Raw genomic sequence first — 15044 nt, 5'->3', positions numbered from 1 at the left:
GTCAGCCTCCGGCGATCGCTTGAAACAACAGGATGTCATCACCGTCCTGCACCTGGTGGTTAGCCCAGTCGGCGCGCGGGATGATGGTTTGGTTGATAGCCAGCGCGGTACCCGGCTGGTGGCGTTGCAGTTGCTCCAGCAAAGCATCGACGCTCAGGGGTTGCGCCAGTTCCAACGGCTGGTCATTAAGCAGGATCTTCATGCTGCCCCTCCGCATACCGCACAGGTGCTGGCCTGGCTGAGTTGCAAGGTGCTCCAGCTTTGTTGTTTACCGTCGAACAACCGTAATTTGCCGTTCAGTGGTGAAGGCATGCCTGCCAGCATCTTTATCGCTTCCAGGGCTTGCAGCGTACCGATGACGCCGACCACCGGACCGAGCACGCCAGCGGTGCGGCAATTGCGCTGCGGTTCTGCCTGTTCCGGGTAAAGGCAAGCGTAACAGCCGTGGACATAAGGCGGTTCAATGACCAGCAACTGGCCGCTGAAACCCACCGCGCTGCCGCTGATAAGCGGCTTGTCGGCGCTGATGCAGGCGGCGTTCACCGCATGGCGGGTTTCCATATTGTCGCTGCAGTCCAAAATGAGATCGGCGCGCTCCACGGCGTGATGCAAGGTTTCGCCTTGCAGCCGTTGTTCCAGCGCAATGGCTTCAATCATCGGGTTCAGTGCCTGTAGCTGGCGCTGCGCCAGAGCGGCTTTGCTTTTTTCCACGTCGGGGCTGCGGTACAGGATCTGGCGCTGCAGGTTGGTGACGTGAAGCCTATCGTCATCGGCCAGCAACAGCGTACCGACGCCGGCGGCGGCCAGATAGAGCGCTGCAGGGGAGCCTAAGCCACCAAGCCCGACGATCAACGCCGTCGAACGCTTCAGTTTCTCCTGACCTTCCGGGCCGATATCTTCCAGCAGCAGTTGGCGGCTGTAACGCAGGAACTCTTGATCGTTCAACATGGCGTTACTCCTTGCCTTCGATCAACTGCAGCAGTTGAGCGGTGGCGGCGCGCCAGTCCGGCGCTTGAGTAATGGCGCTGACCACCGCCACGCTACCTACGCCGCAGGCCAACACGTCGGCCACGCGATCGATACTGATCCCGCCGATCGCCACCGTCGGATAGTCACTCAACCCGAGGATATGGCGTTTCAGCTCTGCCAGGCCCTGGGGAGCGGAAGGCATGTCTTTGGTTTGCGTCGGGAAAATATGCCCCAGCGCAATATAAGAAGGCTTCACCGCAATGGCTCGCGCCAGCTCGGCGTCGTCATGGGTGGAAACGCCTAAACGCAATCCGGCGCGGTGAATGGCCGCCAAATCGGTGGTCTCCAGGTCTTCCTGACCCAGGTGGACGCCATAGGCATCGTGTTTAATCGCCAATTGCCAATAGTCATTAATAAACAGCCGGGCGTTGTACCTTTTACCGAGCGCAATGGCGGCGGCAATATCCTCTTCGACCCGCTCATCCGGCAAATCCTTGATGCGCAGTTGGATCGTGGTAACACCCGCATCCAGCAGGCGAGCAATCCATTCGACACTGTCGACTACCGGATATAATCCCAGCTTGTGCGGGGTGGCGGGGAAGGGCGTGGTGATATCAGTCATTGCTCAGTTCCTCTTGCAGGTTGCCGGCGCTGTGGTAGAGCTCGCTGCCGCGTGAACGGAACTCGGCCGACATTTTTTCCATGCCGGTGAGTTGTACTTCTATCGGTTTGGCGGCTTCCTGCGCAGCGGCATAGTCGCGTACTTCCTGCGAAATTTTCATCGAGCAGAATTTGGGGCCGCACATGGAACAGAAGTGGGCGATTTTGCCGGACTCTTGCGGCAGGGTTTCGTCGTGATAAGCGCGGGCGGTAGCCGGGTCGAGCGCCAGGTTGAACTGATCTTCCCAGCGGAATTCGAAACGCGCCTTGGACATGGCGTTATCGCGGATCTGGGCACCCGGGTGGCCTTTGGCCAAATCGGCGGCGTGGGCGGCAATTTTGTAGGTGATCAGCCCCTGTTTGACGTCTTCTTTGTTCGGCAGCCCGAGGTGCTCCTTCGGCGTGACGTAACACAGCATGGCGCAGCCGAACCAACCGATCATCGCGGCGCCGATGCCGGAGGTGAAGTGGTCATAGCCCGGGGCGATATCGGTGGTTAGCGGGCCAAGGGTGTAGAACGGCGCTTCGTGGCAATGCTCCAACTCTTCGGTCATGTTGCGACGGATCATTTGCATCGGTACATGACCCGGGCCTTCGATCATCACCTGCACGTCATATTCCCAGGCAATTTTGGTCAGTTCGCCCAGCGTGTGCAGTTCGGCGAACTGCGCTTCATCATTGGCGTCCTGAATTGAGCCGGGGCGCAGGCCATCTCCCAGGGACAGTGAGACGTCATAGGCGGCGCAAATTTCGCAGATTTCGCGGAAGTGCTGGTACAGGAAGTTTTCCTGATGGTGTGACAGACACCATTTAGCCATGATCGAACCGCCGCGCGAGACGATGCCGGTCAGGCGCTTGGCGGTCATCGGTACATAGCGCAACAGTACGCCGGCGTGGATGGTGAAGTAGTCAACGCCTTGCTCTGCCTGCTCAAGTAACGTATCGCGGAACATTTCCCAGGTCAGGTTTTCCGCCACGCCGTTCACTTTTTCCAGCGCCTGATAGATAGGCACCGTGCCGATCGGTACCGGGCTGTTACGCAGGATCCATTCGCGGGTTTCGTGGATATAGCGGCCGGTGGACAGGTCCATCACCGTATCCGCGCCCCAGCGGGTGGACCAGACCAGTTTTTCGACCTCCTCTTCGATGGATGAGGTCACCGCCGAGTTGCCGATGTTGGCGTTAACTTTCACCAGAAAATTGCGACCGATGATCATCGGCTCGGATTCGGGATGGTTGATATTAGCGGGGATGATGGCGCGTCCAGCGGCCACTTCCTGGCGAACGAATTCCGGCGTGATGTTCTCCGGCAGATTGGCGCCCCAACTTTGCCCTGGATGCTGCTGGCGCAGGACATCGCCACGGATACGCTCGCGGCCCATGTTTTCGCGGATGGCGATAAACTCCATCTCAGGGGTGATTACGCCAGCGCGGGCGTAGTGCAACTGGGTGACGCATTTGCCGGGTTGCGCCTTGCGCGGCCGCGGCAGATGTTCAAAACGCAGGTGATCCAGACCTTCATCCGCCAGGCGCTGCTGGGTAAAGCCGGAACTGACGCCATTGAGCAGTTCGGTATCACCGCGTTCAGCTATCCAGCCTGCACGCAGTTTTACCAGGCCGGTATGCACATTAAGTTCAGATTGCGGATCGCCATAAGGACCGGCAGTGTCGTATACCGGAATGGCTTCGTTGGGCTGGTACTGTGGGTTGTCTTTGTCGCCGCCAAGCAGCGTCGGGCTAAGCTGGATTTCACGCATCGGCACCTGCAGATCGTTGCGTGAGCCCTGCAGATAAATCCGGCGTGAATTGGGAAAGGACACGCCCTGAAGGGTATCGATAAACTGCTGGGCTTCTTCGCGTTGCTCTTTACGGGCACGGGGTTTTTTAACGTTAGACATAGCAAGTTCCTACCAGTGTGTTGGGTTGGGAATGTTGCTTGTCTGGAGCTCGGAGGGAGTAATGATGCTGGCCGACAGGGCGGGATTATCCCTGTTGGGATCACCTGCCTGTGGCGATAGATTACTCTTGTTCCCTTCGCGGGTATTAACCCGATCAGGTTCCGCGGATCCCGAATTAACGGTCTCAGCCTGGCCAATTTGATGAACAAATCAGGCGCTAGGCACTCCGACAAGATGCCCCCAGTATAGGAGGGTGAATAAAAAAAACTACAAAATTCTAACGTGCCTGATCCAGCGCTTTATCCGGCATCGTTTGCTGCCAGGCTTCGGTCGCCAGTTGGATCAGCTTATCTTCCAGGGTAAAACGTGCCGCCAGGGTTTCACCGATATCCGACAATGCCTGATGGAGTTCCAGGCACACATCCTGATCGATATCCACTTCGGTATAGCGATCGTGAAATGCCATAATCTGTTCGGTATTTGCCCACAGTTTGGGGTAGATGTTTACCGACAGCGTCATTTTCGGACTGGATGCGCCTTCCACTTGCTTGATAATTCTGTCATAGATATGAAAATGACCGGCGGAAAGGTAATCCACCAGATTATGGCAAAAGTTCTCCAGCGCTTTTTCATTCAGCGGCGTATGCTTTTCTTTATTCGGTTTGATACCCACGAGGGTGCAATAGGCGACCAGCAATTGCTTGCGAGCCTGAAGCCATTGATCAACTAATTCATTACTACCACCAACGCGCTGAGTCAGGCTTTCCAAACGGTTGAGCATGTTTGACTCCGTAAGTAATAAAACGTAACAGTAAGTTATTAAAATGTTACAAGGCCGATTTGTAGAGTGCCAGTGAAGCTGAGGTTGTGCAACAACGATATGGAACTTGCATTAACGGGTAATGAAAATGGCTGGTGGATTGTCAGCCATGAAAGCAAACTTTGGTTACCAAACGGTGAATTGCCGTGTGGTTTGGCGGCGTCATTCTCCCTGCAGGGGCGGATGGCCAGGGCTATTGGTGAATGGGAAGGGCTGCCGGTCTGGCTGGTGCGTCAGGCGATGCCGCAGGACATGGGCTCGGTACGCCAACTGCTAGAGCTCGATCGTGGACTGTTCCAGCTCGCTGGGCGAGGGGTGCAACTGGCCGACTTCTACCGTTCCCATCGCTACTGCGGTTACTGCGGCCATGAGATGCATCTCAGTCGCACGGAGAGTGCCTGTCTGTGTGGTAATTGCCGCGAGCGTTACTACCCGCAAATCGCCCCTTGCGTGATTGTTGCCATTCGACGTGACGACGAGATCCTGCTGGCCCAGCACGTGCGCCATCGCGGTGGAATTCATACTGTCCTGGCCGGTTTTGTTGAGGTCGGCGAAACGCTGGAGCAAGCGGCTGCGCGCGAGGTAATGGAGGAAAGTAATATTGAAATCAAAAACCTGCGCTACGTCACCTCGCAACCCTGGCCATTCCCGCATTCGCTGATGATGGCCTTTATGGCCGATTACCATCGGGGGGAGATCCGTCACGATCCGAAAGAGCTGCTTAACGCCGGCTGGTACCGCTACGATCGGTTGCCGCTTTTGCCGCCGCCCGGCACCGTGGCGCGTCGCCTGATAGAGGACACCGTAGCCTTATGCCGCGAGCAATAACTCGCTACAATAGCGGCAGATGAATAAGGGAGCCCCATAAATGAATGAGTTGAAGAACGATCGTTACCTGCGCGCGCTGCTGCGTCAGCCGGTGGATGTGACCCCCGTATGGATGATGCGTCAGGCCGGTCGTTATTTGCCGGAGTACAAAGCCACCCGTGCCCAGGCCGGTGATTTTATGTCGCTGTGCAAGAACGCGGAACTGGCTTGCGAGGTTACGCTGCAGCCGTTGCGCCGCTTCCCGCTGGATGCGGCCATTCTGTTCTCCGACATCCTCACTATTCCCGATGCTATGGGGCTGGGGCTGTATTTCGAAACCGGCGAAGGCCCGCGTTTCTCCTCGCCGATTACCTGTCGTGCCGACGTGGACAAGTTGCCGGCCTTCGATCCGGAAGTGGAGCTGGGCTATGTGATGAACGCGGTGCGTACTATCCGCCGCGAGCTCAAAGGCGAAGTGCCGCTGATCGGTTTCTCCGGCAGCCCGTGGACCCTGGCGACCTATATGGTGGAAGGCGGCAGCAGCAAGGCCTTCACCAAGCTGAAAAAAATGATGTATGCGGAGCCGGCTACGCTGCACCTGCTGCTGGATAAGCTGGCAGACAGCGTCATTTTGTATCTCAACGCCCAGATCAAAGCCGGCGCGCAGTCGGTGATGGTCTTCGATACCTGGGGCGGCGTGCTGACCGGCCGTGACTACCGCGAATTCTCTCTGCATTACATGCATAAGATTGTCGATGGGCTGCTACGTGAAAACGATGGCCGCCGCGTGCCGGTCACGCTGTTCACCAAAGGTGGTGGCCAGTGGCTGGAGGCTATGGCGGCCACCGGTTGTGACGCGCTGGGTCTTGACTGGACGACCGACATCGCTGACGCGCGCCGTCGCGTAGGGGATAAAGTCGCGCTGCAGGGCAACATGGATCCTTCTATGCTGTATGCGTCACCTGAGCGTATTGCGCAGGAAGTGGAAACTATTCTGGCCGGTTTCGGTCACGGTGAAGGGCACGTATTTAACCTGGGTCACGGCATTCATTTGGATGTGCCACCAGAAAACGCCGGCGCCTTTGTCGAGGCGGTTCACGCTCAATCGGGCAAATACCATCGCTAAGGACCGGACGTGATAGATACTCAAGCCCTACGCGCGGAGCAATTGCAGCGCGCCTCGGAAGTGATTCGTTACGATGACTTCCAGACCGAGTCGCCGGCCTTTATTGCCGGTGCCGACGTGGGCTTTGAACAGGAAGGTGAGGTGACGCGTGCTGCCATTGCCATCCTGCGCTATCCATCGCTGGAGCTGGTGGAGTACCGGGTGGCTCGTGTCGCGACCACCCTGCCTTACATTCCCGGTTTTTTATCATTTCGTGAATACCCTGCGTTGCTCGCGGCTTGGGAGCAATTGCAGCAGAAGCCGGATTTGGTTTTTGTCGACGGCCATGGTATCTCACACCCGCGCCGACTGGGCGTTGCCAGCCATTTCGGTCTGCTGGTCGACGTACCGACCATTGGCGTCGCCAAAAAGCGTCTGTGCGGTAAATTCGCCCCTTTGGACGCCGCCGTCGGCGCGTTGGCGCCGCTGGAAGATAAAGGCGAGCAGCTTGGCTGGGTGTGGCGTAGCAAGGCGCGTTGTAACCCGTTGTTTATCTCTACCGGCCACCGCGTCGGGGCAGACAGTGCGTTGGCCTGGGTACAACGTTGTATGGCGGGCTACCGTTTGCCGGAACCTACGCGCTGGGCTGATGCCATCGCCTCGCGCCGGCCGGCCTTCCAGCGCTGGTTGCAGCAGCATCCAGAGGTGTCGCAATGACCGATTTCGGGTACACTGCGGCGCAGATAACGCGTAAGAGAGTGAATAATGCTACGTAACCCGATCCATTTACGTCTGGAAAAGCTTGAAAGCTGGCAACATTTGACCTTTATGGCCAGTTTGTGCGAGCGTATGTATCCGAATTACCAGATGTTCTGCCTGCAAACCGAGTTTGGCGATCCGGCGATTTACCGCCGCATTCTGGATTTGGTGTGGGAAACGCTGGTGGTCAAGGACGCCAAGGTCAACTTTGACAGCCAGCTGGAGAAGTTGGAAGAGGCGATACCTTCGGCAGAAGATTACGATCTTTACGGCGTTTACCCGGCTATTGACGCCTGTATCGCATTAGGGGAACTGATCCATTCGCGACTCAGCGGGGAGACGCTAGAGCACGCCATCGCCATTAGCGAAACGTCAATTCGCACCGTGGCGATGTTGGAAATGACTCAGGCCGGTAAAGAAATGACCGACGATGAGCTCAAGGTTTTGCCTGCGGTAGAGGAAGAATGGGACATCCAATGGGAAATTTTCCGCCTGTTGGCTGACTGCGAGGAACGCGATTTAGAGCTGATCAAAGGCTTGCGTTCTGACCTCCGCGAGGCCGCGGTGAGTAATATCGGGATAAATTTAACGCAATAAGGCAAGAAAACGTGATTTAACGCCTGATTTGTCATGCCTTAAGGCTTCACATCCGCACCCTGTCTGGTCTACATTTGGGGGGCGTAAAAAAAGTGGCTATCGGTGCGTGTATGCAGGGAGTGCTGTCAATCGGCATATCCGTCGCACTCGATGCTTTGCAAACGATAAACACACTGTAAGGATAACTTATGAACAAGACTCAACTGATTGATGTAATCGCGGACAAGGCTGACCTTTCCAAAGCACAAGCTAAACTGGCTCTGGAATCCACCCTGGCTGCTATTACTGAGTCTCTGAAAGAAGGTGATGCAGTACAATTGGTTGGTTTCGGTACTTTCAAGGTCAACCACCGCAACGAGCGCACTGGTCGCAACCCGCAGACTGGTAAAGAAATCAAAATCGCAGCTGCTAACGTGCCTGCGTTCGTTTCTGGTAAAGCACTGAAAGACGCGGTTAAGTAATACTGCGTGTTGGTGAAAAGATTAAACAGGGGGGCAATAGCGCCCCTTTTGTTTATCCGACAGGCGCTCATGGTCATCGGCCTTGCCGGTGTCCTGAGTGCCTGCAGCAGTCATTCAGATCCCCCTGCCTTTAGTGCCAGCGGCTTTGTGGCCGACCAGGGCGTTATTCGCCTGTGGCGCAAAGACGACGATCGGCATCGCCCACAGGTGCTGATGAGTGTCTACAGTCCTTATCGCGGTCCGGGCACCGTCACCACGCTGTACGAATACCAAAACGGCGAACTGCGCCAGATTAAACGCACCGATGCCGATGGCGATCGTGACTCTATTCAACTTCGCTTCACCGATGACGGCGAAGTAAGCTTTATGCAGCGTCAACTGGCCACGCGGCGTGAACAACTGACCGCCGATGAAATCGCGCTGTACCAATACCAGGCGCGTCGAGTGCTTGAAGTGAGTAATGCGCTGCGTGCCGGCAATGTGAAACTGCTGCAGGGGCGTTGGCAACAGGGCACGGTGCAAACCTGCGATGGTCAAACGTTGAAACCAGGGCTGGACGGCAGTGCCGAAGCCTGGATTGAGCGCCGCGCCCGCAACAGCAGCCAACCGGTGAATATTGCCTGGTTGGATGCGCCAGAAGGGCGTGAACTGCTGCTGGTGGCAAATGACGATTTTTGCCGCTGGGAACCGAAAGAAGATCAGCTATAAAAAAGGCCCCGCATGGCGGAGCCCTCAGAGATTTTAGCGTTCAGATCATTTGCCGCGTGCAATCGCACGATAGCCAATGTCCTTACGGCAGAAGCTGCCTGGCCACTGAATGCCTTCCGCCAATTGGTAAGCGCGTTGTTGCGCCTGAGCCACCGTTTCACCCAGTGCGGTAACGCACAGAACGCGGCCACCGCTGGTCACCACGTCGTTACCCTGCATGCGGGTGCCGGCATGGAATACCTTGCCGTCGGCGCTTTCTTGCTGCGGCAGACCCTGAATGACCTCACCGTTGTTATAGTCACCCGGATAACCGCCGGCTGCCAGTACCACGCCTAACGCAGGACGTTCATCCCATTCAGACGTTTTCTCATCCAGCTTGCCTTCCGCACCGGCCAGGCACAGTTCAACCAGATCAGAGCGCAGACGCAGCATGATCGGCTGTGTTTCCGGATCGCCAAAGCGGCAGTTGAATTCAATGACTTTCGGTTGACCGTCCGCAGAGATCATCAGTCCGGCATAAAGGAAGCCGACATAGGTGTTACCTTCCGCCGCCATGCCACGCACGGTTGGCCAGATAACCTGGTCCATCGCGCGTTGGTGGATTTCATCGGTCACCACTGGCGCCGGGGAATAAGCTCCCATACCGCCGGTGTTCGGGCCGGTGTCGCCATCGCCGACGCGTTTGTGATCCTGGCTGGTGGCCATCGGCACTACGTTTTCTCCGTCTACCATAACGATAAAGCTGGCTTCTTCCCCATCCAGGAATTCTTCCACCACGATGCGGTGGCCTGCATCGCCGAAAGCGTTACCTGCCAGCATGTCTTGCACGGCGTCTTCCGCTTCCTGCAGCGTCATGGCAACAATCACGCCTTTACCGGCAGCCAGGCCGTCGGCCTTGATGACGATCGGTGCACCTTTACTGCGAACATAGGCCAGCGCCGGTTCGACTTCGGTAAAGTTTTGGTACTCGGCGCTTGGGATATTGTGGCGCGCCAGGAAATCTTTGGTGAAGGCTTTAGAGCCTTCTAACTGAGCTGCGGCCTGAGAGGGACCAAAGATTTTCAGACCGGCGGCCTGGAAGGCGTCAACCACGCCAATCACCAGCGGCGCTTCCGGCCCAACAATGGTGAGGCCGATATCGTTGCTCTGGGCAAAAGCGAGCAGGGCCGGAATATCGGTAGCGGAGATATCGACGTTCGTAAGACCTGGTTCCAGCGCGGTACCGGCATTGCCCGGTGCTACGTAAACTTTGTCCGCCAGCGGTGATTGGGCTGCTTTCCAGGCCAGCGCGTGTTCGCGTCCGCCGTTGCCGATAATTAAAATGTTCATCAGGTGCTCCACGAAGGGCGTGCGCCGCAGCGCACGCAGCAAAAAGGATTAATGGCGGAAGTGACGCATATCGGTAAAGATCATCGCAATGCCGTGTTCGTTGGCGGCGGCAATCACTTCATCATCACGGATCGACCCGCCTGGCTGGATCACGCAGGTGATGCCAACGGCTGCCGCGGCATCGATGCCGTCACGGAACGGGAAGAAGGCGTCGGACGCCATGGCGGAGCCTTTGACTTCCAGACCTTCGTCGGCGGCTTTGATGCCGGCGATCTTGGCTGAGTAAACGCGGCTCATTTGCCCCGCACCTATGCCGATGGTCATGTTGTCGCGCGCATAAACAATGGCGTTAGACTTAACAAACTTGGCCACTTTCCAGCAGAACAGCGCATCACGCAATTCCTGAGCGGTAGGTTGGCGTTCGGACACTACGCGCAGATCGCTTTCACTCACCATGCCCAGATCGCGATCCTGCACCAGCAAGCCGCCGTTGACGCGCTTGAAGTCCAGAGCGGCAACGCGTTGCTGCCATTGGCCGCAGGCCAGCACGCGGACGTTCTGTTTGGCGGCCAGCAGGGAGCGCGCTTCCTGGCTGATGCTAGGGGCGATAATCACTTCCACAAACTGACGACTGATAATGGCCTGCGCAGTGGCGGCGTCCAGTTCGCGGTTAAAGGCGATGATGCCGCCGAACGCGGAGGTAGGATCGGTTTGATAGGCACGCTCATAGGCTGCCAGAATATCGTCGCCTATCGCCACGCCACAGGGGTTGGCGTGCTTGACGATAACGCAGGCCGGTTCGGCGAACTCTTTCACGCACTCCAGTGCCGCATCGGTATCGGCGATGTTGTTGTACGACAACGCTTTGCCCTGTAGCTGATCGGCGGTGGCGACAGAAGCTTCCTGAACATTCTCTTCTATATAGAAGGCGGCCTGCTGGTGGCTGTTCTCACCGTAGCGCATATCCTGCTTCTTGATGTAGTTAAGGTTCAGCGTGCGAGGGAAGCGACCGGAAGGCTGCTCGGTTTCGCCATGGTAGGCCGGCACCAGCGCGCCGAAGTAGTTGGCGATCATGCTGTCGTAAGCGGCGGTGTGTTCAAACGCCTTGATAGCCAGATCGAAACGGGTGGCGTATTGCAGTGAGCCGTCGTTGTTATCCATCTCGGTAATGATAGCGGCGTAGTCACTGCTCTTTACCACGATGGCGACGTCTTTATGGTTCTTGGCCGCGGAGCGCACCATGGTTGGGCCGCCGATGTCGATATTCTCTACTGCATCTTCCAGCGAGCAATCCGGGCGCGCCACGGTTTGGGCGAACGGATACAGGTTTACCACCACCATGTCGATCGGCTTGATGTCATGTTGGCTCATGATGCCATCGTCCTGGCCGCGACGGCCCAGAATGCCGCCGTGCACTTTCGGGTGCAGCGTCTTTACTCGTCCATCCATCATTTCCGGGAAACCGGTGTAGTCGGAAACTTCGGTAACAGGTAGACCGGCATCTGCCAGCAGGCGAGCGGTACCGCCGGTGGAGAGCAGTTCAACGCCACGGCTTGAAAGCGCTTCGGCGAATTCAACGATACCGGCTTTGTCAGAGACGCTGAGCAGGGCCCGGCGGATTGGACGAGGTTGTTGCATGGTTTTATCCCTTGGCTTTGGAGTCGCAATAAAAGAGCGTTACGTGAATTTCCACCTTCTACTCTCTATAAGGAAAGGTTTTTCTCTCTATAAAGGGGGTATCAGGCACAAATTCAGGTAACGCCCCCATAAAAAGGGGAGCGTTTCGTCGCGGGGAATTGTAGCGAAAACGTTTGCGTGGCGCTCGTAAATTTTCCGTGCAAATGGCTTCTGTGGATAAGTTTGTGCACAACAGGGTATAAGGCGGGCTTTTGCTGTGGAATGCAGCAAACGATCGTTTTTGTCGAAAATACCTGTTGCGGCCTGCGAGGAACTCCCTATAATGCGCCTCCATCGACACGGAACATGTGAACAACTTCACAGAGTCTCCGGGGTTCGAAGAGAAAAAATCCTGAAATTTAGGGGTTGACTCTGAAAGAGGAAAGCGTATTATACGCCACCTCGAGATAGCAAGCTACGGCGGCTAACTCACTGCTCTTTAACAATTTATCAGACAATCTGTGTGGGCACTCCACAAGACGATATCCAGAACCTTCGGGTTCAAAAAAATATCAAGTCTTGAAGAGTGACCAAGCAATAATTCATTTAGTTGACATGTTTAACTGATGAATATTACGAAAGTTAATTTTCGAGCATCGCTTCACGAGTTGAAGCAAATCAAGCTTTTAATTGAAGAGTTTGATCATGGCTCAGATTGAACGCTGGCGGCAGGCCTAACACATGCAAGTCGAGCGGTAGCACAGGAGAGCTTGCTCTCTGGGTGACGAGCGGCGGACGGGTGAGTAATGTCTGGGAAACTGCCTGATGGAGGGGGATAACTACTGGAAACGGTAGCTAATACCGCATAATGTCTACGGACCAAAGTGGGGGACCTTCGGGCCTCATGCCATCAGATGTGCCCAGATGGGATTAGCTAGTAGGTGGGGTAATGGCTCACCTAGGCGACGATCCCTAGCTGGTCTGAGAGGATGACCAGCCACACTGGAACTGAGACACGGTCCAGACTCCTACGGGAGGCAGCAGTGGGGAATATTGCACAATGGGCGCAAGCCTGATGCAGCCATGCCGCGTGTGTGAAGAAGGCCTTCGGGTTGTAAAGCACTTTCAGCGAGGAGGAAGGGTAGTGTGTTAATAGCACATTGCATTGACGTTACTCGCAGAAGAAGCACCGGCTAACTCCGTGCCAGCAGCCGCGGTAATACGGAGGGTGCAAGCGTTAATCGGAATTACTGGGCGTAAAGCGCACGCAGGCGGTTTGTTAAGTCAGATGTGAAATCCCCGCGCTTAACGTGGGAACTGCATTTGAAACTGGCAAGCTAGAGTCTTGTAGAGGGGGGTAGAATTCCAGGTGTAGCGGTGAAATGCGTAGAGATCTGGAGGAATACCGGTGGCGAAGGCGGCCCCCTGGACAAAGACTGACGCTCAGGTGCGAAAGCGTGGGGAGCAAACAGGATTAGATACCCTGGTAGTCCACGCTGTAAACGATGTCGACTTGGAGGTTGTGCCCTTGAGGCGTGGCTTCCGGAGCTAACGCGTTAAGTCGACCGCCTGGGGAGTACGGCCGCAAGGTTAAAACTCAAATGAATTGACGGGGGCCCGCACAAGCGGTGGAGCATGTGGTTTAATTCGATGCAACGCGAAGAACCTTACCTACTCTTGACATCCAGAGAATTCGCTAGAGATAGCTTAGTGCCTTCGGGAACTCTGAGACAGGTGCTGCATGGCTGTCGTCAGCTCGTGTTGTGAAATGTTGGGTTAAGTCCCGCAACGAGCGCAACCCTTATCCTTTGTTGCCAGCACGTAATGGTGGGAACTCAAAGGAGACTGCCGGTGATAAACCGGAGGAAGGTGGGGATGACGTCAAGTCATCATGGCCCTTACGAGTAGGGCTACACACGTGCTACAATGGCGTATACAAAGAGAAGCGAACTCGCGAGAGCAAGCGGACCTCATAAAGTACGTCGTAGTCCGGATCGGAGTCTGCAACTCGACTCCGTGAAGTCGGAATCGCTAGTAATCGTAGATCAGAATGCTACGGTGAATACGTTCCCGGGCCTTGTACACACCGCCCGTCACACCATGGGAGTGGGTTGCAAAAGAAGTAGGTAGCTTAACCTTCGGGAGGGCGCTTACCACTTTGTGATTCATGACTGGGGTGAAGTCGTAACAAGGTAACCGTAGGGGAACCTGCGGTTGGATCACCTCCTTACCTAATGATATTGATTCGCGTGAAGTGCTCACACAGATTGTCTGATGAAAAAGTAACGAGCAGAAATACCTTTATAGGCTTGTAGCTCAGGTGGTTAGAGCGCACCCCTGATAAGGGTGAGGTCGGTGGTTCAAGTCCACTCAGGCCTACCACTTCTCGAAGTGGAAAAGGTACTGCACGTGACTGTATGGGGCTATAGCTCAGCTGGGAGAGCGCCTGCCTTGCACGCAGGAGGTCAGCGGTTCGATCCCGCTTAGCTCCACCATATAGTCCTGTATTTCAATACTTCAGAGTGTACTGGCAACAGTATGCTGCGAAGTATTTTGCTCTTTAACAATCTGGAACAAGCTGAAAATTGAAACATGACAGCTGAAACTTATCCCTCCGTAGATGTATTGGGATAAGGATTAACCTGTCATAGAGTCTCTCAAATGTAGCAGCACGAAAGTGGAAACACCTTCGGGTTGTGAGGTTAAGTGACTAAGCGTACACGGTGGATGCCTAGGCAGTCAGAGGCGATGAAGGGCGTGCTAATCTGCGATAAGCGTCGGTAAGGTGATATGAACCGTAATAACCGGCGATACCCGAATGGGGAAACCCAGTGCAATTCGTTGCACTATCATACGATGAATACATAGTCGTATGAGGCGAACCGGGGGAACTGAAACATCTAAGTACCCCGAGGAAAAGAAATCAACCGAGATTCCCCCAGTAGCGGCGAGCGAACGGGGAGGAGCCCAGAACCTGAATCAGTTCTTGTGTTAGTGGAAGCGTCTGGAAAGTCGCACAGTAAAGGGTGATAGTCCCGTACACTAAAATGCATTAATTGTGAGTTCGATGAGTAGGGCGGGACACGTGACATCCTGTCTGAATATGGGGGGACCATCCTCCAAGGCTAAATACTCCTGACTGACCGATAGTGAACCAGTACCGTGAGGGAAAGGCGAAAAGAACCCCGGCGAGGGGAGTGAAATAGAACCTGAAACCGTGTACGTACAAGCAGTGGGAGCACCTTCGTGGTGTGACTGCGTACCTTTTGTATAATGGGTCAGCGACTTATATTTTGTAGCAAGGTTAACCGTAT

13 protein-coding genes, 2 tRNA genes, 1 rRNA gene, 1 riboswitch and 1 other annotated feature are annotated in these 15044 nt (G+C 55.5%); of the genes, 9 read left to right on the top strand and 7 right to left on the bottom strand.

Annotated elements, in window-relative coordinates; genetic code table 11:
• Position 1: 1 nt before the first annotated feature.
• The 5 genes from thiS to M495_RS24465 all read right to left on the bottom strand — a co-directional run bounded on the left by thiS (position 2) and on the right by M495_RS24465 (position 4308).
• Positions 2-202, bottom strand: coding sequence for a sulfur carrier protein ThiS (gene thiS, locus M495_RS24485; protein WP_020828735.1), 201 nt, complete (start codon positions 200-202; stop codon positions 2-4).
• Entirely contained in the window at positions 199-948 is a 750-nt protein-coding gene (locus tag M495_RS24480; RefSeq protein ID WP_020828734.1) for a HesA/MoeB/ThiF family protein, read from the bottom strand. Before M495_RS24480 ends, thiS begins: the two co-directional genes overlap by 4 nt.
• 4 nt (positions 949-952) lie before the next feature.
• Positions 953-1591 carry a thiamine phosphate synthase gene (thiE, locus tag M495_RS24475; RefSeq protein WP_020828733.1) on the bottom strand — a complete coding sequence of 213 codons (639 nt, stop codon included), beginning with the start codon at positions 1589-1591 and terminating at the stop codon, positions 953-955.
• Positions 1584-3527: a phosphomethylpyrimidine synthase ThiC gene (thiC, locus tag M495_RS24470; protein WP_020828732.1), complete on the bottom strand. Its 1944-nt coding sequence runs from the start codon at positions 3525-3527 to the stop codon at positions 1584-1586. Before thiC ends, thiE begins: the two co-directional genes overlap by 8 nt.
• A 114-nt stretch (positions 3528-3641) precedes the next feature.
• A riboswitch (TPP riboswitch) is annotated at positions 3642-3766 on the bottom strand.
• 38 nt (positions 3767-3804) lie between these two features.
• Positions 3805-4308, bottom strand: coding sequence for an Rsd/AlgQ family anti-sigma factor (locus tag M495_RS24465; protein ID WP_020828731.1), 504 nt, complete (start codon positions 4306-4308; stop codon positions 3805-3807).
• A 99-nt stretch (positions 4309-4407) separates the two neighbouring features.
• Between M495_RS24465 and nudC the strand changes: the two genes are divergently transcribed.
• From nudC to M495_RS24435, 6 genes are all read left to right on the top strand, one after another.
• On the top strand, positions 4408-5175 hold the full coding sequence (gene nudC, locus M495_RS24460; RefSeq protein WP_020828730.1) for an NAD(+) diphosphatase: 768 nt from the start codon (positions 4408-4410) through the stop codon (positions 5173-5175).
• A 40-nt stretch (positions 5176-5215) separates the two neighbouring features.
• Entirely contained in the window at positions 5216-6280 is a 1065-nt protein-coding gene (gene hemE / locus M495_RS24455) for a uroporphyrinogen decarboxylase (RefSeq protein WP_020828729.1), read from the top strand.
• A 9-nt stretch (positions 6281-6289) separates the two neighbouring features.
• The gene (nfi, locus tag M495_RS24450) at positions 6290-6976 is read left to right on the top strand and encodes a deoxyribonuclease V (protein ID WP_020828728.1); all 687 of its coding nucleotides are present in this window, start codon (positions 6290-6292) and stop codon (positions 6974-6976) included.
• A 48-nt stretch (positions 6977-7024) separates the two neighbouring features.
• Complete coding sequence (locus tag M495_RS24445; RefSeq protein ID WP_004953973.1) at positions 7025-7615, top strand: YjaG family protein; 591 nt, start codon at positions 7025-7027, stop codon at positions 7613-7615.
• Positions 7616-7803: 188 nt separating this feature from the next.
• Positions 7804-8076, top strand: coding sequence for a nucleoid-associated protein HU-alpha (gene hupA / locus M495_RS24440; protein WP_012004757.1), 273 nt, complete (start codon positions 7804-7806; stop codon positions 8074-8076).
• Between the two features lie 69 nt (positions 8077-8145).
• Positions 8146-8784 carry a DUF1481 domain-containing protein gene (locus tag M495_RS24435; protein ID WP_020828727.1) on the top strand — a complete coding sequence of 213 codons (639 nt, stop codon included), beginning with the start codon at positions 8146-8148 and terminating at the stop codon, positions 8782-8784.
• A gap of 45 nt (positions 8785-8829) precedes the next feature.
• On the opposite strand, the gene purD is transcribed toward M495_RS24435, so the two are convergent.
• Both purD and purH read right to left on the bottom strand, forming a co-directional pair.
• A complete protein-coding gene (gene purD, locus M495_RS24430; RefSeq protein WP_020828726.1) occupies positions 8830-10113 on the bottom strand; it encodes a phosphoribosylamine--glycine ligase in 1284 nt (427 codons plus the stop codon).
• 48 nt (positions 10114-10161) lie between these two features.
• Entirely contained in the window at positions 10162-11751 is a 1590-nt protein-coding gene (gene purH, locus M495_RS24425) for a bifunctional phosphoribosylaminoimidazolecarboxamide formyltransferase/IMP cyclohydrolase (RefSeq protein WP_020828725.1), read from the bottom strand.
• 666 nt (positions 11752-12417) lie between these two features.
• Between purH and M495_RS24420 the strand changes: the two genes are divergently transcribed.
• The 3 genes from M495_RS24420 to M495_RS24410 all read left to right on the top strand — a co-directional run bounded on the left by M495_RS24420 (position 12418) and on the right by M495_RS24410 (position 14225).
• Positions 12418-13960: ribosomal RNA gene (locus M495_RS24420) — 16S ribosomal RNA — on the top strand.
• Between the two features lie 75 nt (positions 13961-14035).
• A tRNA-Ile gene (locus tag M495_RS24415) sits at positions 14036-14112 on the top strand.
• A gap of 37 nt (positions 14113-14149) precedes the next feature.
• Positions 14150-14225 (top strand) — tRNA-Ala (locus M495_RS24410).
• A 205-nt stretch (positions 14226-14430) separates the two neighbouring features.
• Positions 14431-15044: a sequence feature (23S ribosomal RNA rRNA prediction is too short), on the top strand.

Source organism: Serratia liquefaciens ATCC 27592, from assembly GCF_000422085.1.
GTDB classification, from domain to species: Bacteria; Pseudomonadota; Gammaproteobacteria; order Enterobacterales; family Enterobacteriaceae; genus Serratia; species Serratia liquefaciens.
The sequence above is the reverse complement of the archived record's forward strand: the minus strand, read 5'-3'. Positions and strand labels throughout refer to the sequence as shown.